The following is a 22,427-nucleotide window of genomic DNA, read 5'->3' as shown; positions in this document are numbered from 1 at the left end:
GATCTGCCCGATCCCAAGATCCTTCAGCCCCCGTCCGAAACAACTTAACGGCTCCCCCTTCCCCGCCTCATTCCCTTCATTTCCTTTATTCCTTTCATTCCCTTCATTTCTTTCATTCCCTTCGATCCGATCCTCATCATCCTGCGCCCGTGCCTTTGGAGAGCGGAAAATCGTATGCCGGTCGCTGTAAATCGCCATCGGCAGCCCATACCCCTCGATCCCCATCCCCAGCGCGGCGACATAGCCCGCCATACATTCGTTCTCAGTGAAACAGGCGCCAGTCACGATCCCCGTCGCATCGTCAATATAAGCGTGCAGCGTCGCGCGCCCGTTCCCCCTGCCAAACCATTCAAACGACGTGGCGTCAGTCTGCCACAACATCCCCGCGGCCACCTTCCGCGGTCGGGAACGGTGAAGCTTCGGCCGCCGCCGCACACTCTTCTTGCTCCTGATCCCCTCGTCCTTCAGAATGCGGACGACACTCGAACGGCTGATCCCGATCCCCTCCCGTTCGTTCAGGCATTCCGCAAAGTGAGAGAAGTTGAAATCGTAATAGACCTCCTCATACGCCTTCAGCACCGACTCCCTAACCTCATCTCCGATCCTGCGCCGAGACGTTCTGCCGCGGTTGCCGTGAACAAGCCCCGCCGCCCCTTGAGCGACGAACCTCTTCTTGATCCTGATGATTTGCCGTTGACAGAGCCCCAGCTTCTCCGCCGCCTCCCTGTTCGTCATGCGTCCCTCGACAAGCGCTCCGATAATCCTGATACGATCCAGTTCCTTTTGTGACAATGTCATTCGCTCCTGTTTCATGAACGGTATTATCTCAGAGTGACATTTTCTTGGAACAGTTATGGGGGACTTTATCACTGAACAACGACACCCGCGCCGCCGCTCCTTGACGGATAATGCAAATCGGTGTATTCTACCTACGACGCGCGCTCGTAGCTCAATCGGATAGAGTGTTGCCCTCCGGAGGCAAAGGTTGTGGGTTCAAGTCCCGCCGAGCGCGCCATTTTTTTCGAAGAAATTACCCCGTGGTGCAACGGCAGCACAAGGGATTTTGGTTCCCTTGATCCTGGTTCGAATCCAGGCGGGGTAGCCAACAATACCGACCGTATGACGGATTCCGCCAAAGCGTGGACGGCGTCCGTCTTGTCTTTTCGACAAAAACGAGAGCCCAGTCTTCTTTGCAGGACAGGGCTCTCGTTTTTTGTTTGTCGTCCGCGCGGCGGATCGAGGGAAAGAACGCCGGCGGCGAAGAAGGTTCAGCGGAACTTCACGATGGTCACGCCCCAGCCGCCTTCGGAGTGGTCGCCGAGGCGGTACTCGGAGACGTAGGGCAAACGGGCGCAGAGCTGATGCACGAGCTTGCGCAGGATGCCTTCGCCGCGGCCGTGGATGACGGCGACTTCGCCGTACCCGGCACGCATGGCCTGATCGAGATAGCGCTCCACCATCGGGATCGCTTCGTCGGCCAGCATGCCGCGCACCATGATGGAACTGGGCACGCCTTCGGGACGGCGCACGATGGCGATCTCGTCCGCGCTCTGCCGCGCTGGGGGCGCGGATGTCGGCGTCAACTTCGCCAGCGGCACAGTGATGCGCATGGCGCCGGCCTGCACTTCGGCGTTCTTGCCGTCGATGGCCACGATCTCGCCCTTGACGCTGCTGTCGTTCAGCTTCACGGGCGAGCCGACCGCCAGCCGGGGCGCAGGGGGCGTGCGCCGCTCTTCGATGGCATTCTGGCGCACGGCCGAGGTATCGCGGGTCTTGTCGATCTGCGACTTCTGCCGGACCATCTCGCGGTGTCCGGCCGAGCGCGCCGCGCCCTGCAGCGATTTGAGCAGCGAACGGGCTTTCGCCTCGGCGTCGTCGAGGACTTTCTGCGATTCGCGCTCCGCCTTCAGGATCATTTCGTCCCGTTTCCGTTCGGTCTCGGAACGGCTCTGCTGAAGTTTTTTCCTTTCGGCGTCGAGCCGCTGTTTTTCCTGCGCCAGTTCGCGCGAGAGCTTCTCGACGGCCAGGCGTTTTTCCTGCAGCTGGCCGATCAGGCGCTCGACGTTCAGCTCGTCGGAATTCAGACACTCTTCGGCCCGCTTGACGATGCCGGGCGGCATGCCGTAGCGTTGGGCGATCGCCAGGGCGTTGCTCTGGCCGGGGATGCCGACGAGCAGATGATACGTGGGGCTGAGGGTCTTCATGTCGAAATCGACGCAGGCCGCTTCCACGCCGGGGGTGGTGGTCGCGAAGCGTTTGATCGGATTGTGGTGCGTCGTCGCCAGCACGAGGGTCCTGCGGCGCAAGAACTCCTCCAGCACGGCGATGCCCAAGGCCGCGCCTTCCTGCGGATCGGTGCCGGCTCCCAGTTCGTCGAGCAGCGCCAGCGAATCGGCGTCGGCGTTTTCGAGCATCGAAACGATGCGTTTCAGATGGGAACTGAAGGTCGAAAGGCTCTGTTCGATGCTCTGCTCGTCGCCGATATCGGCGTAAATCGCGGAGATGCTGCCGACGCTGGAACCGTCGCCGGCCGGCACGGGCAGGCCGCACCAGGCCAGATACACGGCCAGAGCGCACGTTTTCAGCGCTACAGTCTTGCCGCCGGTGTTGGGGCCGGTGACAACGAGCGCCCGGAAATCCCGGCCGCAGGAGACGTCGATGGGGACGGCGCGCTCGCCCAGCAGCGGGTGGCGCACGTCGTAAAAGCAGAACTCGGAACGTTTGACCAGCTCGGGCATGCGCCAGCGTTTGAAATGGATCAGGTCGTCCATGTAATAGAACAGGTCGAGCTGCGCCAGCGCCGTTTCCGCTTCGTTCACGGCGTTCCGGCGGTCGAGGAGCATCTTCGTCAGCTCGCCGAAGATGCGGCGCTCTTCCTGGCGCTGCTGCTCCAGCAGCGCCGCGATGCGGTTGTTGGAGACGACCAGAGCGTGCGGTTCCATGTAGACCGAATTGCCCGACGCCGACTTGTCGGTGACGATGCCGGGGAAGCGGTTGATGAAAGCCTGCTTCACCAACACGGCGAAGCGGCCGCTGCGCATCGAAAGCACGCGCTCCTGGAGCATGCCGCTGGAAGGACCGTTCAGAAAGCCGTTGCCCACGGCGCGCGCTTCGCGCCGTTTCTGGTCCAGTTCGGCGCGGATCTCGCGCAGTTTGGGCGAGGCGCCGTCGGCCAGCGAGCCGTCGCTGTTCAAGACCGAAAGCCGTTCGAGCTCGTCCGAAAATTCGCGGATGCGGTCACAAAACCAGACCAGCGCCGGGAACTTCTCTTTCGCCGCCTGCGCGCATTCCTTGACGGCCATGGCCAGCGTCAGCAGAACGCGGACCTTTAGCAGTTCCTCCCCCAGCAGCAGCCCCGTATGGCGCGCCTCGTCCAGCGCTGCGGAGACGACCTGCACCGCCTCGTTCCACGGGAAGTTCCCGCCGCTTTCCGTAAAGCTCAAATAAGCCGCCAGCAGATTCTGGCGGCTTATCAGACTTTTCATGTCAGCGGCAGGCTCTATCCGGACGAGAGCCGCGCGTCCCAGTTCGCTCCTCGCGCCCGCGGCAAGGAGCTCGAGGACGTCGTCGATCTCGAGCGACTGCCGCGCCTCTTCGTTGATTTTCACCTCGGATCACCAACTATACGATCTGTTTCGGGAAAAAAGCGTCGAGAGAGTTTTTGATGTCGGGAAGGACCGCGTTGACGAGCAGCACCGTGCGGCTGTTTCGCAGTTCCACGCCGGGCAGAAAGCGCTCGGCATGCTGCAGCGTCACGACGACGAGGATCACGATCGCCGCGCCCTTGACGCCGCCGACCAGAAAACCGCACAGACGATCCAGCGCCGACAGCGACGCCATCGACAGCAGCGCACGGAAGAGCTTGCCGACCAGCGCGCAGACGATGCAAACGGCAAAGAAAACAAGCGCGATCGCGATCATCCGGCTCACCGAAGCGTTGAGCGAGCCGAAAAAATTCCTGAGCGCGGCGTCCACCGGATCGGCGTATTTGAAGCCGAAATAAACGCCGCCGATGATGCCGGCCAGGGAAAAGATCTCGCCGGAAAAACCGCGGAAAATCCCCTTGACGGCGAAAAAGACCACGATCAGCAGCATGCAAAGGTCGAATCCGTCCACAAGGGTCATTCCGCGCCTTCTTTCCGCTCGCTCTTCTCCGGCGCGTTGTCGCCGACAGAATAATATTTGCTCAGGAGCAGATCGAGTTTCCCCTCGATCTGCTTCAGTTTGTACGCCATGTACATCCAGCCGAGAACCAGCCGCCGTTCCTGATCGACTTTGGGGTCGAGGGACGCAAACAGTTTCCGGCTGAATTCGACGATTTCGTCAAACTGCTCGGGCTTAAGAGCCGTACGAAGGAGGTAGGTCTTGGTGCCGAGAGTGACTCTTGCCTCCCGGGTGTTATCCTCCATGTTCTTACCGCCTTTCGAAGCCGGCGTCGGGCAGGATGTTTTTCAAGCTCTTGGCGATATCGTCAAGCTTGCTCTCGAGAGCTTCCTTCTCCTTCTGAAGGTTCATCTTCTCCCGTTCGAGCTCCTCGATGGCGCGGTCCTTCTCCTTGAGCGCGCGGATCTTGTCGAGCTCCTTTTCATCCAGCTGCTTCTTCACCTTCGCCAGCTCGTCCTGCAAAGAAGCGTTGGACGCGGCGAACTCGCCGATACGGCCGGAAACGCGCTCCAGAAGCTGATCGAGTTCGGATAAATTGGTCATCGTTTCTTCCTCCTTAGTTTTCTGTATTTCCGCAAGGACCTGTTTCTTATTATCTCAGCTTATAGCCCTTTTGTTCAAGCCCCGAACGAACGCCGTTGTGTTCCTCTTCCACTTCGGCGTCTTTCAGCGTGCGCTCGCCCAGACGGTACGCCATCGAGAAAGCCATGCTGCGGAATCCTTCCGGCACGCCCTGGCCTTCGTAGACGTCGAAAAGGCGCACGGTGCTCAGCAGCGAGCCGGCCGCTTCGCGGATGTCGGCGATCACCTTGTCGGCGGGCACATCCTTGGCAACGAGCATGGAAATGTCGCGGTAGACCGGCGGATAGGCGTTGTTCTTGGCGTAACGCGGCAGCGGCGCGTCCATGAAAGGCTCCACGTCCAGTTCAAAAGCGTACAGCGGCGTGTCAAGATCGAGCTGAGCGGCGATGTCGGGCTTCAGGCACATCAGATAGCCGACGGTCTTGCCGTCGAACAGGATCTCGGCCGTCTGGCCGGCGTGCCCGTCGGCGCGCTGCGCCCGGCGGAACGTCAGCGCGGCGTTGCAGCTTTGGGCCAGCGCTTCCACGTCGCCCTTGACCAGCATGAAATCCTCTTTCGAGGAGGCGTAGAGTGCGCGTTTTTCCTTGCCGCTGAAGGCGACGCCGCCGATGCGCTCCACCTCTTTGACAGCGCCGTTTCCCGGCACGAAGACGCGGCCGAACTCGAAGACGCGGACAGGATCGCGCCAGCCGCCGCGCACCGCTTTGCCGACGCCGTCCAGCAGCCCGGGAAGCAGCGAAGGGCGCATCACCGACATGTCGGCGCTGATCGGGTTGGCCACGACCTTGCATTGGCCGGCCTCGGGATAACGAAGCAGCGTCAGGCTCTCGGGGCTGATAAAGCTCAGCGTCACCGCTTCGGTATAGCCGCGGCCGATCGCCACGGAACGGAGCAGGCGCTGCAGCCGCATGGCCGGACTGAGCGCTCCGGCGCGGTGCAGAACGGGGATCGTCGGCTCGATCGCGTCGTAACCGCGGATGCGTCCGACTTCCTCGATCAGGTCCTCTTCGATGGCGATATCGCAGCGGCGCGTCGGCACTTCGTATTCGGCGTTGTCCCGACCGCCGGCCGCTCTTTCGATGCCGAGGCGCTTCAGGATCGCCTCGGCCCCGTTCATGTCGTCCCAGACGAGGATCTTCTTCATCTTTCCCGCCGTCAGAGGCACGCGGGCCGGCCGGATCTCGCCGTTCTGGGCGTAAAGGCTGCGCGAGAAGGCGCGCACGCCGCCCCACCGCTCCATCAGATGCAGCGCGTAGTTCATGGCGGTCTCCGTCAGCAGCGGATCGACGCCGCGGGAATAGCGGAACGAAGCTTCGCTGGGGATGCCGAGGCGGCGCGACGTCTTGCTGACGAAGGGAGCCGCGAAGTTGGCGCTCTCCAGCAGAACGTGTTCCGTCTTGTCGGTGATTTCCGAGTTGAGCCCGCCCATGACGCCGGCCAGTGCCACGCCGATGCCGCTGCTGGAGATGACAAGGTCGGAGGGCAGCAACTTGTGGGTTTTGCCGTCGAGCGTGACGAGTTCCTCGCCGTCTCGGGCGGCGCGCACGCCGATGTTGCGCCCGGGCAGGCTGGCCGCGTCGAAAGCGTGCAGCGGCTGGCCGAGGGCGAGCATCGCGTAGTTGGTGGCGTCGACGATGTTGTTGATGGGGCGCATGCCCGACATGCACAGTCTCACGCCGGCCTGCAACGGCGCCGGCGCGATCCGGACCGAATCGGCCATGCCGAGGCGGTAGGCGCGGCAGCCTTCGCTTTCGAGCGTGATCCCTTCGAACGGCAGCGTCCACTCGCCGTCGTAGCCCGGCTTGGGAACGGCGGGCACGTGCAGATCGCACTGCGGGAACAGCGCGTGGATCTCCAGCGCCGCGCCGAGAACGCTGAGCAGATCGCCGCGGTTCGGCGTCACCGACATGTCGAAGACCGTGTCGTCCAGCCCCAGCCACGCGCCGGCATCGGCGCCGAGCGGCGCGTCCTGCGGCAGGATGAGGATGCCGTACACGTCGGTCAGATCGGGCACGCCCAGTTCCTTGGCCGACGCCATCATGCCGGCGCTGTTGAAACCGTCGAAATCGCGATACTCCAGCTCCATGCCGCCGGCCGTCGACGAGCCGGGCGCGAACCAGGGGATCACGTCGCCCACCTTCACGTTCGGCGCCGCGGTGACGCAGAGCGGATACTCCTTCTCCCCCACGTCCAGGCGGGTCACTTTCAGACCGGATTTGGTCGGATGCTGCGAGCACTCGACGATCTTGGCGATGCGCACGCCCTTGACGGCCGCGCAGGGACGGGCGACCGACTCGATCTCGGTCCCCGTCACCGTCAGCTTCTCGGCGATCTCTTCAAGAGGCGCGCCGAGCGTGATGAAATCTTTCAGCCAGTTGATGGAGAGCAGCATTATTCATGCCTCCCGGAAAGAAGATAGGAAACGTCGCCGTCGAACAGCGCGCGGAGATCCGTCAGTCCGTATTTGAGCATGGCGATGCGGTCGAGCCCCATGCCCCAGGCGAAGCCGTTGTATTTGTCGGGATCGATGCCGCCGTAGCGCAGCACGTTGGGATGGCACATGCCCATGCCGCCGATCTCGAGCCAGCCGGTACCCTTGCAGATCTGGCAGCGAGCGTCGGAACCGCCGCACTTGAAGCACTCGATGTCGACTTCCATCGACGGCTCGGTGAACGGAAAGTAGCTGGCGCGGTAGCGGGCTTTCAGCTTCCTGCCGAAAACGCCGTGGATCATCGCTTCCAGGCAGCCCTTAAGGTCGCCGACGGAAATGGACCTGTCGACAACCAGGCCTTCGACCTGATGGAACATCGGCGAGTGCGTAGGGTCGTTGTCGCGGCGATAGACGCGCCCCGGGCAGGCCACGCGCAGCGGCGCGCCCATGTCGAGCATGGCGTGGATCTCCATGCCGGAAGTATGCGTGCGCAGCAATCGGCCGTCGCCGAAGTAAAACGTGTCCTGCATGTCGCGGGCCGGATGGTGCGGCGGGATGTTCAGCGCTTCGAAGTTGAAGAAATCCGTCTCGATCTCCGGCCCGGTCACGGTCACGAATCCCAGCCCTTCCAGGACTTCCAGCACGTCCATCGTCACCTGCACGACGGGATGCGCGCCGCCGTAGGCCCGGCCGCGGAAGGGCTGCGTAACGTCGACGCGGTCGCGCAGTTCCATCTCGGTCAAGCGACGGCGTTCGAGCGTTTCGATCGCCTCGTCGAGCTGGCTCTGAAACTCGACTTTGGCGCCGTTGATGATCTTGCCCATTTCGGGGCGCTCCTGCGGCGACAGCTTGCCCAGCATTTTCTGCAGGCCCGTCATCGCGCCCTTCTTGCCGAAGACCGCGATCCGGCAGTCGTTCAGCGATTCGAGCGTAGCGCCGTCTTTCAGAACCGACTCGACGACCGCGCGGATTTTCTCTATTTCAAGAGCGATTTCACTGCTCATGATGTTTCCTCCTTGTCCGTTCCCGTCGAGAACTTCCCGTTCTCAGACAGGCCTCATAAAACAGAAGGGCTCCTGTCATTCTGTGACAGGAGCCCTTCGCTCTCTTCATTGAACAGGTTGAAGAGCTCTTCGTCCAACCTTACTTGGCCAACGCCTGACGAGCCTGCTCGGCGATGCCGCGGAAGGCTGCCATGTCGTTGACGGCAAGATCGGCAAGCATCTTGCGGTTCACTTCGATGCCGGCCTTCTTCAGGCCGTTCATGAAGAAACTGTACGACATGCCCTCCATGCGCGCGGCCGCGTTGATGCGGGAGATCCACAGGCGGCGGAAATCCCTCTTCTTGCGGCGGCGGTCCTTGAACATGCTGCTCAGGGCGTGCAGATAGGCTTCGCGGGCGCGGCGGTAATTGTTCTTCTTATGGCCGAAGAATCCCTTGGTGATGGAAAAAAGCTTCTTGTACTTTCTATCGCTGGAACTGGCTGCTTTAACGCGCATCGATCTTCACCTCTGAAATTTTGAACTTATTTGCCGGGCATCATCAGACGCAGCATCTCTTCCTGCCCGTTGGCAAGAAGCCCCGCCTGGCGCAGCCGGCGATGTCTCTTGGCGTTCTTGGTGCTCAGAAGGTGACGACGTCCGTTCTTCTGATACTTGATCTTGCCGTTGCCCGTGTACGAAAAGCGCTTTTTCGCGCCGGAATGAGTCTTTGCTTTCCAGACCATACTGACAACCTCCGTAAAATTCGCTTTCTATTCTTTACCGTCGCCTCTGGCGGAACCAGGAAGCGGCACAAACAACGCTCTCATGTAGCGGCCTTCCATGCGCGGCTCTTCGTCCATCTTGCCGACGGCGGCGCAGTCAGCCGCAACGCGGTTGATGACCTCACGGCCCTTGTCCAAAAACGCCATTTCTCTGCCGCGGAAGAATATGGACACTTTCACGCGGTGCCCGCTTTCGAGGAACTTGATCACGGCTTTCGTCTTGAAATCGTAATCGTGCTCGTCGATCTTGGGACGCATCTTGATCTCCTTGAGCGCCTGCACTTTCTGTTTCTTGCGGGCGTACTTGTCGCGCTTCTGCTGCTGGTAGCGGTACTTGCCAAAATCAAGGATGCGGCACACGGGCAGATTTCCGTCCGGCGCGACCTCCACGAGATCCAGCTCGCACTCTTCCGCTGCGGCGATTCCTTCAGCCGGAGTCATGACGCCCAGTTTCCTGCCCTCGTTGTCGATCACAAGGACCTGCTCGGCGCTGATCTCTTCGTTCACTCTCGGCTCGTCGGACATTTTTTTAGCTATGTGAGTCACCTCCACAAGATTTTGCCGCGATAAAAAAATGAGGAAAGGCCCCGCCTCTCCTCATGCACATTCACATACAGTGTGACCTTACGCATGACCTTGCAGCTGCCGAAGGGCGCCACCAAGGCGAGAGGGATCCCTCTGCTTCTCTATCGCTTGTGAGAGTATAACACCCGCGGACGATTTGCGCAAGCGCCGACTTCGCGTCTTTCGGCCGACGCTCGTCAGTTTTCCCATCGCAGCAGCCAGGCGGCCAGCTCGGCGCGGGAAGCGACGCCGGTCTTGCGGAACGCCCGTGTCAGAAACGATTTGACCGTCGCCACGGAGACGTGCATCTGCCGGGCGATCTCGTCGTTCGTCAGCCCGCGGGCCACCAGCCCGGCCACTTCGCGCTCGCGCTCCGAAAGCAGCGCCGCCGCGCCCAGCAGCGCTGCGCGCGCACACTGAAGGTTCTGCGACCAGACCTTCGCCAGCGCGGAAATTCTTTTCAGCGCCGCGGCGTTCAGAAATTCCCGGGCGAGCAGGCGCTTTAGGATCGGCGACAGGGCGCCGAAGTTCTGCGCCAACGGCAGGATCACGCCGTCGGGCAACGCGATGTCCAGCGCGCCGCGCAATGCGCGCTCCGCCTCTTCCGCCGCGCCCAGCGCTTCGTGAGCGGCAGCCACGTGGAGGCCTGTGTAAATGCGCGCCATCGCGTTGGGATAGAACGCGGCCGCTTTTTCCAGTTCCGCGCCGATGCCGGCCAGCCGGGCATATTTTTTCGCATCAAGGAGCGACTTGGCGTAAACTACGTTGGCATACGGGCGGGTCATGAAGCGCACGCGCGACGCGACGTCGCCTTCCGCCAGCCACCCGGGCACCTTGCCGACGCCGCATTCCGCGCCGAGGAAACCCTCGCAGAGGCCGAGCATGTTGAGATGAACGGCGGACTTCGAAGCGCGGGCTTTTTCGCGCAGCGCGCCGACGGCGGACCGGTACTCCGCGGCGTCGCCTATGGCGAGGGCGATCTGCGCCAGCAAAAAATGCGCGCACAGTTCGACGTTGAGCTGCTGGGCTTCCCGCGCCGCATAGGCGGCGCGATGAGCCGTGATCTCCGCGACCTCGAAGTCGCCCCGATTGAACTGCAGCTCGCCGCGCATCACCACGTCGGCACCGGCGCCGTGGCCGCGGGCGGCGGCGAGATAATAAGGCAGGTTCTTCTCGAGGATCTGTACGTCGCATTCGGCGGCGGACCGGTAAAACATGTAGAGGATCGACGGCGCGCCGAACGTCCATGGCCCTTTCATGTTGATGATCGACGTGGGACCGCCCATCAGCTCGACGGCGCGCTTATAGCCGGCGGCCATTGCGGCGAAATCGTTGTGCGCCAGGAACGCCGTGAGGAAAACGATCTCGCCGGTGAGGCGGCGCTTCTCTTCGTCGCTCATGGCGCTGGCGGCAACGTTTCTCTCCACTTCGCGGGCCAGCGCTACGACGCGTTCGGTCTCGTTGTAAATGAAGAGCGCGAAGGCGAAGACGATCATGGCGCGGGGAAACTCGGCGCGGATCTCCGGCGGGCAGCGGTCCAGCACCGAGAGCAGCAGCTTCCTGTTCTCCGCCGAGGCGTTCGAGGAGAAGTCCGACGTCGCCAGCGGCAGACTCAGCGCCGCTCGGAAGTCGCCGATCAGGGCGTAGTAACGCAGGGCGAGAAAGTTGTCCCCCTGCTTTTCATGCCACTGCGCCGTCAGCCGCAGCACACGCTCGCGAAACGCGCCGGAGCACGCGTCGAACTCCTTTTTGACGTAGAGCTGGAGGATGCTGTGGACGTAATAGCGCCGCTCGCCCATGTCGTGCCAGACAAAACCGTTGCGCTCCAGCATGTCGAGAATGTTCTCGTCGATCCAGTCGGTCTCGTTGAGAAAGCGCGCCGTCTCGAGATCGAAGCTGCCGAAATTGCACAGACGCAGCAGAAACAGACGGTCGGCGCCGCTCAGTTTGTTCCAGACGGTGGCGCGGATCAGAGCTTCCACGTCGTTGGCGGCCTGCAGCGTCCCCGCCTCGGAATAGGCCAGCGCCGTCAGGTACACGCCAGCCGCCCAGCCGCCGGTGAGGCGCCGGATCCCTTCGGCCTGCTCGCCCGTGAGGCGCAGGCCGAGCTGGCCGTAGTAGGCGGCGATGTCCGCCGTGTCGAAATCGAGATGCTCCCTGCGGATGTGGTTGACCTGCGCGTCGACGACGATCGCGCGGGGCACGGGATTGACGAGCTGCGTGACGAGGATCAGGTGGACGCCCTCGGGCAGCGCGCCGTAAAAAGCCCTCAGGTAACGCTCGGGGATACGGCTGCGCACAAACTGGTAATTGTCCACGACAAGGTAGACTTCGCCGTCATGGCGCATGGCCGCGAGCGCCGCTTCCATGCGCGGCAGGCATTCGTCGTCCCATGGCACGGCCAGCGCGCCCAGCTCGTTTCCGCACTGGGGATCGGCCTCGCCCACGACGCGGCAGAGCACCTCCCATTCGCCGAGGCGGTTCTCCTCGCCGATGGTGCGCCAGACGACGCGCGCCCCGTCGGACAGCGCGCTCAGATACTCGCGCACCGCCGTGGTCTTGCCGAAGCCCGAAGGCGCCTCGACCGCCGTCAGGCGGTGCGACGGGATGCGCTCCATACGGCGGCGGATCCGTTCGGAAAAATAGTAGTCCTTCTTCGACGCGGCGCAGATCATAAGAGAAACTCCTTTCCTCGTTCGAACGAAACCACGCGGGAAAACGATTCGAAAATATCGAGAGCCGCTTCCCGCTCTCCGAACGATATAAAACCTCATCTCTTTTTTTTACTTATTCTACCCCCTCTCCGCGAAAAAATCAATATTTTCCTTCATTATGCAACGATTCTGCCCGGGTGCGTCTCGCCTCCGGCCGATCGCCACCGCGTGCCTTCCAGACATCCTGCGGCGGCGCTCGCAAAAAACGAACGAAACATGAAAAAACATGGCGGCCTCCGAATCTCCGATGGCTGCCATGTTTCGTTTCAAACTGCGCCGTTCATTTTTTTCGCACCGCCGCCGCGTCGGCCCCGGCGGCAAAGGTTCGCTTTCGCCGGCTCAGCGGCGTTCCTGTTCCAGCTTCTCGACACGGCGCAGCAGCGAAAGAAGCAGGGCGTCCTTTTTGTTCAGCTCCTGACGGAGCTGACGACGGCTGGAAACTTTTTTGGCGTCGCGCCCGAGGCGGAACGAGACGCCCAGATTCACCATGGGCTGCTTGCCGATTGTGCTGCCGAGGCTCAGCAGCACGTCTTCGCTGAAGTAATGGTTGATCCCCAGAGCCAGCGAAGTGTCCCCGCGGTAACTGCCAACGGCCGCCGCGACCGACGTCGGCGCGCCGGGGTCGTAATCGAGCGGATGCAGGCCGGCCAGCGCCGCGGAACGGCTGCCCGAGTTGCGGATGTCTTCGCTCAGGCGGCGGTTCATCTCCCACATCTGCCCGCCGTTGACCGCGTCCTGGCTCCACCGTTCGACACGCCCGTCGGCGACTTCGAGCAAACGGTTGCCGCCCATCGACGCTCCGGAACGGAACGTCGCGAACCCGTCGACGTCCAGCGTGCCGCGCAGCAGCGAATTGCCGCCCACGGTCAGATCCTTGCCCACCGACGCGCCGCCGGTCACGGTGAGCGCGCCGTCGACGTTCGTGTCGTGCAGGTTGCTGGTGCCCGCGACGCTCAGATCTCGATCCATCGTCACGTTATCATTGAACGTCGCCACGCCTTTCACCGTCAGTTTCTTCTCCATCGTCACGTCGCCCTTGAGGAGCGACGCGCCGCCGACGGTCAGGTTCTTGTCGGCGACCACGTTGCCGTGCAGGGCGCTGTCGCCGGTCACGGTGAGCGTGCCGTCAACGCTCGTGTCGTGTAGGTTGCTTATGCCCGCGACGCTCAGATCCCGATCCATCGCCACGTTATCATTGAACGTCGCCGCGCCTTTCACCGTCAGTTTCTTCTCCATCGTCACGTCGCCCTTGAGGAGCGACGCGCCGCCGACGGTCAGGTTCTTGTCGGCGACCACGTTGCCGTGCAGGGCGCTGTCGCCGGTCACGTCGAGCGCTCCGTCGACGTTCGTGCCGTGCAGATTGGACGTGCCCGCGACGGAGAGGTCCTTTTTCATCGCCGCGTTCTCCTCGAACGTCGCCGCGCCCTTCACCGTCAGCGGGCCGTTGATCTCCGCTTCCGCGAAGGTTGCCTTGCCGGTTACGCCCAGCGTACCGCCGACTGTAACATTGCCGGTCATGCTGGCGTTGCCCAGCGTCGTGTCGCCGGTCACGCCCAGCGTACCGCCCAGCGTCGTGGCGCCCGTCACTCCCAACGTGCCGCCCACTGTCGCATTGCCGGTCATGGTGGCGTTGCCCAGCGTCGTATCGCCGGTCACGCCCAGCGTGCCGCCCAGCGTCGTGGCGCCCGTCACTCCCAACGTGCCGCCGACTGTAACATTGCCGGTCATGCTGGCGTTGCCCAGCGTCGTGTCGCCGGTCACGCCCAGCGTACCGCCCAGCGTCGTGGCGCCCGTCACTCCCAACGTGCCGCCCACTGTCGCATTGCCGGTCATGGTGGCGTTGCCCAGCGTCGTATCGCCGGTCACCGTCAGAGGGCCGGCCACGTTCGTGCCGTTCAGGTTGGACGTTCCCACGACGGAGAGGTCCTTTTTCATCTCCACATTCTCTTCGAACGTTGCCGTACCCTTCACCGACGTGTTTTTCAGCGTCGTATCTCCGGTCACGTCCAATGTATTGCGCAATGTAGCGCCGCCGGTCACGTCCAGCGTACTACGCAGCGTGGCGCCGCCAGTCACGTCCAGCGTACTGCGCAGCGTGGCGCCGCCGGTCACGTCCAGCGTACTGCGCAGTATGGCACCGCCGGTCACGTCCAATGTGCCGCCCAGCGTCGTGGCGCCGGTCGCGTTCAGGTTCACAAAGTTCCCGTCCACCGCTAACGCCGCGTTCGCCGCGATCATGACGCCCAGCAGCGCCGCCCAGCATGACGTGTTTCTTTTCATTTTCGAAATTCCTCCTCGCAAAATAAAAACGATAAAATATCCGTGACGCAAGCCCATGCGCCGACCGTGATCTCACGGTTCACTACGGAAATTTTAATATTTTTCCCCAAAAAGTCTGTCACCCAATCGGCTACTTTTCGAGGATGACAAAGCTCGGTCAGGCGTTATCCGCCGCGGCCGGCCTCGGGGAGGAAGCGTCCGTCGTCCAAACGCGGCGCGGGCAAAAAATCGAAAGGCCGATCGGGGCGCGGCCGTCGCCGCATACCAAACAGCGCTGGAAGGGGCGGCCTTCCAGCGCTGTCGTCTTTCGATATGAAGTGTGCCGCAGCGGGCGGCTGACGTTTTCTTTTCCATCCGCGCCGCTGCCGTTCTCCGTTTCCGCGTTACTGGCCGAGCCTGACGCGGAAGTTTTCCTTCTCGGGATTGTACTGTTCCGCCAAAACCTCCGGCGGGACGGAATGCTCCATCGTGCCGATCTGGATCGGCGATTCCTCCGGGCAGGTCTTTTTGTCCCTCAAGAGATCGTCTGGCGTTCGGTCTCTGCCGGAATGCCCGGCCTTCCTGTTTCGCTCTTTCCGAACATCACGGGAATCAGCGTAACGGTTAAAATAGTGAGCGCGTTCGATTTGAGCCGCACAGGGGATAAAGGATCCTTTATCATACCTCTGGCATATCATCTGTGAACTGTTCCAATTGTTTATCTATATCTCTGCCGCCATAGATCACACGAATGACAGTTGCCGTCATTTCTTCCGTGTCGGGGATATAGAAAACACAATAATCATCTACCGGCATTACCCTGAGATTCCTGCTTTTCCAAGGTTCTTTTGCATATTGCCTGTACTTTTCCGGAAACGTTTCAAGTTTCCCTATCGCACGTTCCAGCCGTGTAAGTTGAGAATTCGCATTCTCGGGAGCGAGCAGTTCAAAGGCGATATATTCGAATATTTCCCGCAGGTCCCGCTCTGCTTGGCAAGAAATAGCCGTCTCATATCTCGTCATAAGGCATAGCCTTTACGGATCGCTGAAAAGAACTCCTTCGCCGGCTTAGTTCTTCCAGCCTTCATGTCCGCATATCCTTTCTCAAGTTCCTCCGACAACTCCACTGCGCTCATTTCCGACAGATCAAGCGGTCTTCTGGCGGGAAGTACAACTTCAAACGGAAGCCCTCTGTGGATGATGATCTGTTTGTAAAACATATTGATGGCATTGGAAGCCGGCACGCCTAACGCAGACAAAATGCTTTCCGCCTGTTCTTTGACATCCGGTTCGATCCTTACATATAAATTAGCAGATTTCTGTGCCATGAAGATCCCTCCTTTTCGAGTCCATTGTACGCGATTGTACGTACAATCGCAAGTCATATTGCAGAAATCTTCGCTGTTTAATAAAGGAGATGTCCGTCGTCCAAACGCGGCGCGGACAAAAAAACGAAAGGCCGATCGGGGCGCGCCGTCGCCGCATACCAAACAGCGCTGGAAGGGGCGGCCTTCCAGCGCTGTCGTCTTTCGATATGAAGTGTGCCGCAGCGGGCGGCTGACGTTTTCTTTTCCATCCGCGCCGCTGCCGTTCTCCGTTTCCGCGTTACTGGCCGAGCCTGACGCGGAAGTTTTCCTTCTCCGGATCGTACTGTTCCGCCAAAAGCCCGGTGAAGGCGGCGAAATCCATGCTGCCGAGGTCGCCCTTGGCGCGGTCGCGGACGGCCACGGTGCGCGCTTCCACTTCCTTGTCGCCGATCACGAGCATATAGGGCACCTTTTCCATCTGCGCGTCGCGGATCTTGCGTCCCAGCTTTTCGTCGCGGCGGTCGATCTCGACGCGGACGTTCAGATCCTGGAGCTTCTCGGCCACCTCGCGGGCGTAGGACAGATGGTCGTCGCTCACCGCGAGCAGCTTGACCTGCACGGGGGCCAGCCAATAAGGGAACGCGCCGGCGTAGTTCTCGATGAGGATGCCCATGAAGCGCTCGATGCTGCCCAAAATCGTGCGGTGCAGCATGACGGGCCGATGTTCCTTGCCGTCGGCGCCGACGTAGGTCATATCGAACTTCTCGGGCATCGTGAAGTCGAGCTGGATGGTGCCGCACTGCCAGGTGCGGCCGATGCAGTCTTCGAGATGGAAGTCGATCTTGGGGCCGTAGAAGGCGCCGTCGCCGGGATTGAGCACGTAGGGCGTGCCGGTCTCCTCGAGCGTCTCGCGCAGGGCGTTCTCGGCAATCTCCCAGAGCTCGTCGCTGCCCATGGAGTTCTCTGGGCGGGTCGAGAGCTCGACGTGGTACTTGAAGCCGAAGACGTGCGTGTACACGTAATCTTCCAGCTTCATGATCAGCTTGACTTCGTCCTTGATCTGTTCGGGCGTGCAGAAGTGATGCGCGTCGTCCTGGGTGAAGCAGCGCACGCGCATGAGCCCGTGCAGCGCGCCGGAGAGCTCGTGCCGGTGCACGACGCCCAGCTCGCCCATGCGGATGGGCAGCTCGCGGTAACTGTGCTTGCTCGTCTTGTAGATGATGATGCCGCCCGGGCAGTTCATCGGCTTGATCGCGTGCGGGATGTCGTCGATGGTGGTGAAGTACATGTTCTCGCGGTAATGGTCCCAGTGGCCGGACTGGAGCCACAGATCGCGGTTGAGGATCTGCGGCGTGCGGGCCTCGCTGTAGCCGTTGAGGAAATGCAGACGGCGCCAGAAGGACATGAGTTTGTTCATGACGACCATGCCCTTGGGATGGAAGAACGGGAAACCGACGCCTTCGTTGTGCAGGCTGAACAGGTCGAGTTCCCTGCCCAGCTTGCGGTGGTCGCGGCGGCGCGCCTCCTCCATGCGAGTGATGTAGGCGTCGAGCTCTTCCTGCGTGTTGAAGGCGGTGCCGTAGATGCGGGTCAGCATGATGTTGTGCTCGTCGCCGCGCCAGTACGCCCCGGCCATCGACAGCAGCTTGAAGTGCTTCAAAAAGCGCGTGTTGGGCACGTGCGGGCCGCGGCACAGATCGACGTAATCGTCCTGCCAGTACAAGTTGACGGTCTCGTCGCCGACGCCCTCGAGGATTTCGACTTTGTAGGGATCGTTGCGCTCCTTGAACAGTTTGATGGCGTCGGCGACGCCGACCCGCTCGCGGCGCAGCGGGATGGAGCGCTTGGCTATGCGGCGCATTTCCTTTTCGAGGGCGGGCAGGATCTCCTCGGAGACCGTCTCGGGGAATTCGATATCGTAGTAAAAGCCGTCTTTGATCGTCGGACCGATGGCCACCTTGGCGGCCGGATACAGATTCATGACGGCCTCGGCCAGCAGATGCGCCGTGGAATGGCGGACGATTTCGATGCCCTCTTCCGTCTCCGGCGTGATCGGCTTGACTTCCGCGTCATGATCGACCACGACGTCGAGGTCTTTTTCCTCTCCGTCGACGAAAGCGGCGACGGCGCCCTTGTTCAATTTCCAGTTGGCAAGGATGTCTTCGGCTTTGAGCGCTTCGCTTTCAAGCGATTGCCCTTCGGGGCCACGATATTTGAACATTTTGTTGCCTCCTTCTCAAAACGCGATGCACTTACTCTGCGCAGCGCGCTGCATTGTGATGCGGTGATGCCTTTCGACGGGCCCTAACGGGTCCCCGTGCTTCCGAAGCCGCCGCTCTGGCGGCCTGTCTCGTTGAGCGTTTCGCTGGGCTGCCAGATGACCCGCGTGACGGGAGCCACCACCATCTGGGCGATACGGTCGCCCGCATGGATGGGAAAAGGCTCGCGGCCCAGATTCACCAAAATCACGCGGATCTCTCCGCGGTAATCGGCGTCGATCGTGCCCGGAGCGTTCGGCACGGAAATGCCGTGCTTCAAAGCCAGTCCGCTTCGGGGACGGATCTGCGCTTCATAGCCCGCGGGCAGTTCGATGTGAAGGCCGGTCCCGACGCCGGCGATTTGGCCGGACTCGAGCACCAAGTCTTCGCTGGCGCGAAGATCCATCCCCGCCGCCTGGTCAGTCGCGTACTCGGGCAGCGGGATGTCGTCGCGCTCGCGCCGGATCTTGACGGTCAGCGTCATGATCAGCGGCGGTCGCGGCGGAACGGCCCGCGGTCGCCCCGGCGCTCGCGGTCGCCGTCGCGGCGGGGAATTCTGTCGCGCGACGGGGCGGACGCGTCCGGCAACGCGGCGATCATTTTGTCGCGCTCTTCCTCTGCGGGAAGGTACTGCGTCAGCCCGGCCGACTCGATCAGGGCGGGCTCGGCCAGCAGACGGCGGCGCGACAGGTTGATGCGGTTCTGGTCGTCGATCTCCTTGACTTCGACGATGACGTGATCGCCGGGAGCGAAGACGTCTTCGACCTTGCCGATGTGTTTGGTGCTGATCTCGCTGATGTGAAGCAGACCTTCCTTGCCGGGCAGCACTTCGACGAAGGCGCCGAAGGCCATCAGGCGGGTGACGGTGCCGTAGAAAGCTTCGCCGGCTTCGACCTCGCGGACGATGTCGTGGATCATCTGGCGGGCTTTCTCGACGCTGTCGGGCGACACGGCGCAGATGTACACGCTGCCGTCGTCCTCGACGTTGATCTTGGCGCCGCTCTCCTGGACGATGTTGCGGATGATCTTGCCGCCGGGGCCGATCACGTCGCGGATCTTGTCCACGTCGATGTTCATCGTGAAGATGCGAGGGGCGTTGGGCGACAGCGGCGCGGGTTCGGGGATGCAGGCTTCCATTGCGTCGAGGATCTGCATGCGGGCCTGATGGGCCTGCATCAGCGCGCGGGACAGGATCTCGCGGGTGATGCCGCCGGCCTTGTTGTCCATCTGCAGCGCCGTGACGCCGTCGCGGGTGCCGGCGACCTTGAAGTCCATGTCGCCGTAATGGTCTTCCAGTCCCTGGATGTCGGTGAGGATGACCATGTCGTCGCCTTCCTTGATCAGCCCCATGGCGATGCCGGCCACGTGCTTTTTCATGGGCACGCCGGCGGCCATCATCGAAAGGCTGCCGCCGCAGATCGAGGCCTGCGAGCTGGAACCGTTGGACTCGAGAATGTCGGAGACGACGCGCACCACATAAGGGAATTCCTCTTCGCCGGGCACCAGCGGCGCCAGCGCGCGCTCGGCGAGAGCGCCGTGGCCGATCTCGCGCCGTCCGGGGCCGCGCATGGGCTTGATCTCGCCCACGGAATAGGGCGGGAAGTTGTAGTGCAGCAGGAATTTTTTGTTGGGCTCGTCGAGTTTCAGACCGTCGATGATCTGATCGTCTTCGCCCAGCATGCCGAGCGTGGTGACTACCAGGGCCTGCGTCTCGCCGCGGGTGAACAGCGCCGAACCGTGGACTTTGGGCAGCACGTTCACTTCGCAGGAAATCGGGCGGATCTCGTCGGTGGCGCGGCCGTCGGCGCGGATCTTGTCGCGGGCCGTGATCGTGCGCATCGTGCTTTTGACCAGCGTTTCCACCGCGCCGGCGATGTAGCCTTCGGCGTCGGCGTAAAGATCAGCGAAATGGGCCGTCGCCTTCTCCACCAGCGCGGAGATCGCGGCGCCGCGCTCCTTTTTGCCGTGGATCATCACGGCCTTCGCGGTCTCTTCGCTCAGGTTGTCCTTCACCCAGCGGTCGATCTCTTCGATCGCCAGCGGCGCGGGCAGCTCCGTCTTGGGCTGGCCGATCTCCTCGCGGATCCGCAGCTGGAACGCGACGATCTTTTTGATCTCGTCCTGCGCCGTCTGCAGCGCGTTGACGAGCAGTTCTTCGGGAACTTCCTTGGCGCCGGCTTCGACCATGGTGATGCCGCCGGCGTGTCCGGCCACCGTCAGGTCGAGCGTGCTCTCGGCCATCTGCTCCTCGGTGGGATTGACGACGAGTTCGCCGCCGATGCAGCCCATGCGCACGGCGCCGACCGGGCCGCCCCAGGGGATGTTGGAGATCGTCAGCGCCACGGAAGCGGCGTTGATGGCGAGGATGTTGGCGGGATTCTTCTGATCGACGGCCAGCACCGTAGCGACGACGTGCACGTCGTTGCGCATGGAATCGTCGAAGAGCGAACGGATCGAGCGGTCGACGACGCGGGCGCTGAGAATGGCGGTCTGGGAAGGACGGCCTTCCCTCTTGATGTAGCCGCCGGGGATCTTGCCGGCGGCGTAATAGCGTTCTTCAAAATCGACGAGCAGGGGAAAGAAATCCAATCCCACGCGGGGCTTGTCCGACATGCAGGCGGTGGTGAGAATGGTCGTTTCTCCATGAGACGCGACAACGGCCGCGTTGGCCTGCTTGGCGACTTTTCCGGTTTTGAAAACCAGATTCTGGCCGCCGACGTTCAGTGTGTAGGTCTTTTCCATATAAAAGACTCCTCCTCTTTCTTTTCGATCGCGATATATAGTAGCGTAAGAATAACACAATTTCATATAAATGCGAGAGTCGAATTTCAAGATCGGCGCATAAATCCGAGGGAATCGCCCTTAGAATCCCTGAAAACTTTTTGTCAAAAAAGAAAGAGAGAGTTCCGAACGAACGGGACTCTCTCTTTCCGTTGGGCTTAATGGCGAAGGCCCAGGCTTTCGATCAGCTGCTTGTAGCGGTTGAAATCCTTTCCGCTCAGGTAGCGCAGAAGCTTGCGGCGCTTGCCGACAAGGGTCAGAAGGCCCTTCTTGGAATGGTGGTCGTGGATGTGCACGCGCAGGTGATCGGTCAGATCGCGGATCCTCTGCGTGAGAACGGCGATCTGCACTTCGGGCGAGCCGGTATCGGTGGGATGCACGCGATACTTCTCGATGAGCTCGGTTTTGACTGACTTCTCCAACATAATGCTTCACCTCATGGGGCAATAATCCTGAAACAACGTAGCTCCTCTCCGACTTTGCGCTCCATGGAAGCAAAGCGGAACGGGAAGCTCCCGAGGGGGAGCAACGGAGTAACAGGTCGAAAAGCATTGTAGCATCGCTTCGCAGGAGTTGCAAGCTCTTTTTCGCGAGGGTGTCGTTGTTCAGTGATAAAGTCACCCATAACTGTTCCAAGAAAATGTCACTCTGAGATAATACCGTTCATGAAACAGGAGCGAATGACATTGTCACAAAAGGAACTGGATCGTATCAGGATTATCGGAGCGCTTGTCGAGGGACGCATGACGAACAGGGAGGCGGCGGAGAAGCTGGGGCTCTGTCAACGGCAAATCATCAGGATCAAGAAGAGGTTCGTCGCTCAAGGGGCGGCGGGGCTTGTTCACGGCAACCGCGGCAGAACGTCTCGGCGCAGGATCGGAGATGAGGTTAGGGAGTCGGTGCTGAAGGCGTATGAGGAGGTCTATTACGATTTCAACTTCTCTCACTTTGCGGAATGCCTGAACGAACGGGAGGGGATCGGGATCAGCCGTTCGAGTGTCGTCCGCATTCTGAAGGACGAGGGGATCAGGAGCAAGAAGAGTGTGCGGCGGCGGCCGAAGCTTCACCGTTCCCGACCGCGGAAGGTGGCCGCGGGGATGTTGTGGCAGACTGACGCCACGTCGTTTGAATGGTTTGGCAGGGGGAACGGGCGCGCGACGCTGCACGCTTATATTGACGATGCGACGGGGATCGTGACTGGCGCCTGTTTCACTGAGAACGAATGTATGGCGGGCTATGTCGCCGCGCTGGGGATGGGGATCGAGGGGTATGGGCTGCCGATGGCGATTTACAGCGACCGGCATACGATTTTCCGCTCTCCAAAGGCACGGGCGCAGGATGATGAGGATCGGATCGAAGGGAATGAAAGAAATGAAGGGAATGAAAGGAATAAAGGAAATGAAGGGAATGAGGCGGGGAAGGGGGAGCCGTTAAGTTGTTTCGGACGGGGGCTGAAGGATCTTGGGATCGGGCAGATCTTTGCCTTGACGCCGGAGGCGAAGGGGCGTGTCGAACGTCTTTGGAACACGATGCAGGACAGGCTGCCGGGGAGCTGAGGCTGCTTGGCGTCTCGGATATCACGGCGGCCAACGAGGTTTTGC

General features: G+C 61.5%; 20 protein-coding genes and 2 tRNA genes. 4 read left to right on the top strand and 18 right to left on the bottom strand.

The annotated features are described in order from the left end of the window. The coding region (locus tag B0D78_RS11015; RefSeq protein ID WP_143521845.1) for a helix-turn-helix domain-containing protein at positions 1–813 on the bottom strand (813 nt) is incomplete at its 3' end. A 125-nt stretch (positions 814–938) separates the two neighbouring features. Here B0D78_RS11015 and B0D78_RS11010 point away from each other — a divergent pair. Beyond that, positions 939–1,015: transfer RNA gene (locus B0D78_RS11010), tRNA-Arg, on the top strand. A 16-nt stretch (positions 1,016–1,031) separates the two neighbouring features. After that, positions 1,032–1,105 (top strand) — tRNA-Gln (locus tag B0D78_RS11005). A 163-nt stretch (positions 1,106–1,268) separates the two neighbouring features. On the opposite strand, the gene B0D78_RS11000 is transcribed toward B0D78_RS11005, so the two are convergent. From B0D78_RS11000 to B0D78_RS10950, 11 genes are all read right to left on the bottom strand, one after another. Beyond that, positions 1,269–3,608, bottom strand: a complete 2,340-nt coding sequence (locus tag B0D78_RS11000) for an endonuclease MutS2 (protein ID WP_078017000.1) — start codon at positions 3,606–3,608, stop codon at positions 1,269–1,271. A 13-nt stretch (positions 3,609–3,621) separates the two neighbouring features. After that, positions 3,622–4,125, bottom strand: coding sequence for a CvpA family protein (locus tag B0D78_RS10995; RefSeq protein ID WP_078016999.1), 504 nt, complete (start codon positions 4,123–4,125; stop codon positions 3,622–3,624). Then, positions 4,122–4,409: a hypothetical protein gene (locus B0D78_RS10990; protein WP_078016998.1), complete on the bottom strand. Its 288-nt coding sequence runs from the start codon at positions 4,407–4,409 to the stop codon at positions 4,122–4,124. Before B0D78_RS10990 ends, B0D78_RS10995 begins: the two co-directional genes overlap by 4 nt. 4 nt (positions 4,410–4,413) lie before the next feature. Continuing rightward, a complete protein-coding gene (locus B0D78_RS10985) occupies positions 4,414–4,707 on the bottom strand; it encodes a hypothetical protein (RefSeq protein ID WP_078016997.1) in 294 nt (97 codons plus the stop codon). A gap of 49 nt (positions 4,708–4,756) precedes the next feature. After that, positions 4,757–7,138 carry a phenylalanine--tRNA ligase subunit beta gene (gene pheT / locus B0D78_RS10980; RefSeq protein ID WP_078016996.1) on the bottom strand — a complete coding sequence of 794 codons (2,382 nt, stop codon included), beginning with the start codon at positions 7,136–7,138 and terminating at the stop codon, positions 4,757–4,759. Further along, the gene (pheS, locus tag B0D78_RS10975; protein ID WP_078016995.1) at positions 7,138–8,181 is read right to left on the bottom strand and encodes a phenylalanine--tRNA ligase subunit alpha; all 1,044 of its coding nucleotides are present in this window, start codon (positions 8,179–8,181) and stop codon (positions 7,138–7,140) included. Before pheS ends, pheT begins: the two co-directional genes overlap by 1 nt. Before the next feature lie 139 nt (positions 8,182–8,320). Beyond that, on the bottom strand, positions 8,321–8,677 hold the full coding sequence (gene rplT / locus B0D78_RS10970; protein WP_009163740.1) for a 50S ribosomal protein L20: 357 nt from the start codon (positions 8,675–8,677) through the stop codon (positions 8,321–8,323). A 26-nt stretch (positions 8,678–8,703) separates the two neighbouring features. Continuing rightward, entirely contained in the window at positions 8,704–8,904 is a 201-nt protein-coding gene (gene rpmI, locus B0D78_RS10965; protein ID WP_078016994.1) for a 50S ribosomal protein L35, read from the bottom strand. A gap of 27 nt (positions 8,905–8,931) precedes the next feature. Further along, positions 8,932–9,468 (bottom strand): translation initiation factor IF-3, encoded by a 537-nt coding sequence (gene infC, locus B0D78_RS10960; protein WP_078016993.1) that lies wholly within the window; start codon positions 9,466–9,468, stop codon positions 8,932–8,934. 236 nt (positions 9,469–9,704) lie between these two features. Continuing rightward, positions 9,705–12,182: a helix-turn-helix transcriptional regulator gene (locus B0D78_RS10955; RefSeq protein ID WP_143521843.1), complete on the bottom strand. Its 2,478-nt coding sequence runs from the start codon at positions 12,180–12,182 to the stop codon at positions 9,705–9,707. 378 nt (positions 12,183–12,560) lie between these two features. Continuing rightward, positions 12,561–14,501 (bottom strand): YadA-like family protein, encoded by a 1,941-nt coding sequence (locus B0D78_RS10950; RefSeq protein ID WP_168170115.1) that lies wholly within the window; start codon positions 14,499–14,501, stop codon positions 12,561–12,563. 143 nt (positions 14,502–14,644) lie between these two features. On the opposite strand from B0D78_RS10950, the gene B0D78_RS12905 reads away from it, so the two are divergent. Then, complete coding sequence (locus tag B0D78_RS12905; protein WP_168170114.1) at positions 14,645–15,184, top strand: hypothetical protein; 540 nt, start codon at positions 14,645–14,647, stop codon at positions 15,182–15,184. Here the strand turns inward: B0D78_RS12905 and B0D78_RS10940 are convergent. The 6 genes from B0D78_RS10940 to rpsO all read right to left on the bottom strand — a co-directional run bounded on the left by B0D78_RS10940 (position 15,159) and on the right by rpsO (position 21,251). Further along, positions 15,159–15,503 (bottom strand): type II toxin-antitoxin system RelE/ParE family toxin, encoded by a 345-nt coding sequence (locus tag B0D78_RS10940; protein WP_078016990.1) that lies wholly within the window; start codon positions 15,501–15,503, stop codon positions 15,159–15,161. The genes B0D78_RS12905 and B0D78_RS10940 overlap by 26 nt on opposite strands. Then, positions 15,500–15,808 carry a type II toxin-antitoxin system RelB/DinJ family antitoxin gene (locus tag B0D78_RS10935; RefSeq protein ID WP_078016989.1) on the bottom strand — a complete coding sequence of 103 codons (309 nt, stop codon included), beginning with the start codon at positions 15,806–15,808 and terminating at the stop codon, positions 15,500–15,502. Before B0D78_RS10935 ends, B0D78_RS10940 begins: the two co-directional genes overlap by 4 nt. A gap of 277 nt (positions 15,809–16,085) precedes the next feature. After that, positions 16,086–18,008, bottom strand: a complete 1,923-nt coding sequence (thrS, locus tag B0D78_RS10930; RefSeq protein ID WP_205948319.1) for a threonine--tRNA ligase — start codon at positions 18,006–18,008, stop codon at positions 16,086–16,088. Between the two features lie 83 nt (positions 18,009–18,091). After that, positions 18,092–18,529 (bottom strand): dUTP diphosphatase, encoded by a 438-nt coding sequence (dut, locus tag B0D78_RS10925; RefSeq protein WP_078016988.1) that lies wholly within the window; start codon positions 18,527–18,529, stop codon positions 18,092–18,094. 2 nt (positions 18,530–18,531) lie between these two features. Continuing rightward, complete coding sequence (locus B0D78_RS10920) at positions 18,532–20,787, bottom strand: polyribonucleotide nucleotidyltransferase (protein WP_078016987.1); 2,256 nt, start codon at positions 20,785–20,787, stop codon at positions 18,532–18,534. A gap of 197 nt (positions 20,788–20,984) precedes the next feature. Further along, positions 20,985–21,251: a 30S ribosomal protein S15 gene (rpsO, locus tag B0D78_RS10915; RefSeq protein WP_078016986.1), complete on the bottom strand. Its 267-nt coding sequence runs from the start codon at positions 21,249–21,251 to the stop codon at positions 20,985–20,987. 240 nt (positions 21,252–21,491) lie between these two features. Here rpsO and B0D78_RS10910 point away from each other — a divergent pair, with 240 nt between their 5' ends. Then, positions 21,492–22,382 (top strand): ISNCY family transposase, encoded by an 891-nt coding sequence (locus tag B0D78_RS10910; protein ID WP_078016985.1) that lies wholly within the window; start codon positions 21,492–21,494, stop codon positions 22,380–22,382. The last annotated feature ends 45 nt before the right edge of the window (positions 22,383–22,427 follow it).

It is taken from the genome of Pyramidobacter sp. C12-8 (genome assembly GCF_002007215.1).
In the GTDB taxonomy this organism is placed as follows: Bacteria; Synergistota; Synergistia; order Synergistales; family Dethiosulfovibrionaceae; genus Pyramidobacter.
This window is presented reverse-complemented; position numbering and strand designations above follow the sequence as displayed.

What these genes read in the sequence shown, in the direction of transcription:
- pheS (WP_078016995.1), bottom strand. Translation starts at nt 8,181, where the DNA reads ATGAGCAGTGAAATCGCTCTTGAAATAGAGAAAATCCGCGCGGTCGTC.
- thrS (WP_205948319.1), bottom strand. Translation starts at nt 18,008, where the DNA reads ATGTTCAAATATCGTGGCCCCGAAGGGCAATCGCTTGAAAGCGAAGCG.
- B0D78_RS10950 (WP_168170115.1), bottom strand. Translation starts at nt 14,501, where the DNA reads ATGAAAAGAAACACGTCATGCTGGGCGGCGCTGCTGGGCGTCATGATC.
- rpmI (WP_078016994.1), bottom strand. Translation starts at nt 8,904, where the DNA reads ATGGTCTGGAAAGCAAAGACTCATTCCGGCGCGAAAAAGCGCTTTTCG.
- B0D78_RS10940 (WP_078016990.1), bottom strand. Translation starts at nt 15,503, where the DNA reads ATGACGAGATATGAGACGGCTATTTCTTGCCAAGCAGAGCGGGACCTG.
- B0D78_RS10990 (WP_078016998.1), bottom strand. Translation starts at nt 4,409, where the DNA reads ATGGAGGATAACACCCGGGAGGCAAGAGTCACTCTCGGCACCAAGACC.
- rpsO (WP_078016986.1), bottom strand. Translation starts at nt 21,251, where the DNA reads ATGTTGGAGAAGTCAGTCAAAACCGAGCTCATCGAGAAGTATCGCGTG.
- B0D78_RS12905 (WP_168170114.1), top strand. Translation starts at nt 14,645, where the DNA reads ATGACAAAGCTCGGTCAGGCGTTATCCGCCGCGGCCGGCCTCGGGGAG.
- infC (WP_078016993.1), bottom strand. Translation starts at nt 9,468, where the DNA reads ATGTCCGACGAGCCGAGAGTGAACGAAGAGATCAGCGCCGAGCAGGTC.
- dut (WP_078016988.1), bottom strand. Translation starts at nt 18,529, where the DNA reads ATGACGCTGACCGTCAAGATCCGGCGCGAGCGCGACGACATCCCGCTG.
- B0D78_RS10935 (WP_078016989.1), bottom strand. Translation starts at nt 15,808, where the DNA reads ATGGCACAGAAATCTGCTAATTTATATGTAAGGATCGAACCGGATGTC.
- B0D78_RS10910 (WP_078016985.1), top strand. Translation starts at nt 21,492, where the DNA reads ATGAAACAGGAGCGAATGACATTGTCACAAAAGGAACTGGATCGTATC.
- B0D78_RS10955 (WP_143521843.1), bottom strand. Translation starts at nt 12,182, where the DNA reads ATGATCTGCGCCGCGTCGAAGAAGGACTACTATTTTTCCGAACGGATC.
- B0D78_RS10920 (WP_078016987.1), bottom strand. Translation starts at nt 20,787, where the DNA reads ATGGAAAAGACCTACACACTGAACGTCGGCGGCCAGAATCTGGTTTTC.
- B0D78_RS10985 (WP_078016997.1), bottom strand. Translation starts at nt 4,707, where the DNA reads ATGACCAATTTATCCGAACTCGATCAGCTTCTGGAGCGCGTTTCCGGC.
- rplT (WP_009163740.1), bottom strand. Translation starts at nt 8,677, where the DNA reads ATGCGCGTTAAAGCAGCCAGTTCCAGCGATAGAAAGTACAAGAAGCTT.
- B0D78_RS10995 (WP_078016999.1), bottom strand. Translation starts at nt 4,125, where the DNA reads ATGACCCTTGTGGACGGATTCGACCTTTGCATGCTGCTGATCGTGGTC.
- pheT (WP_078016996.1), bottom strand. Translation starts at nt 7,138, where the DNA reads ATGCTGCTCTCCATCAACTGGCTGAAAGATTTCATCACGCTCGGCGCG.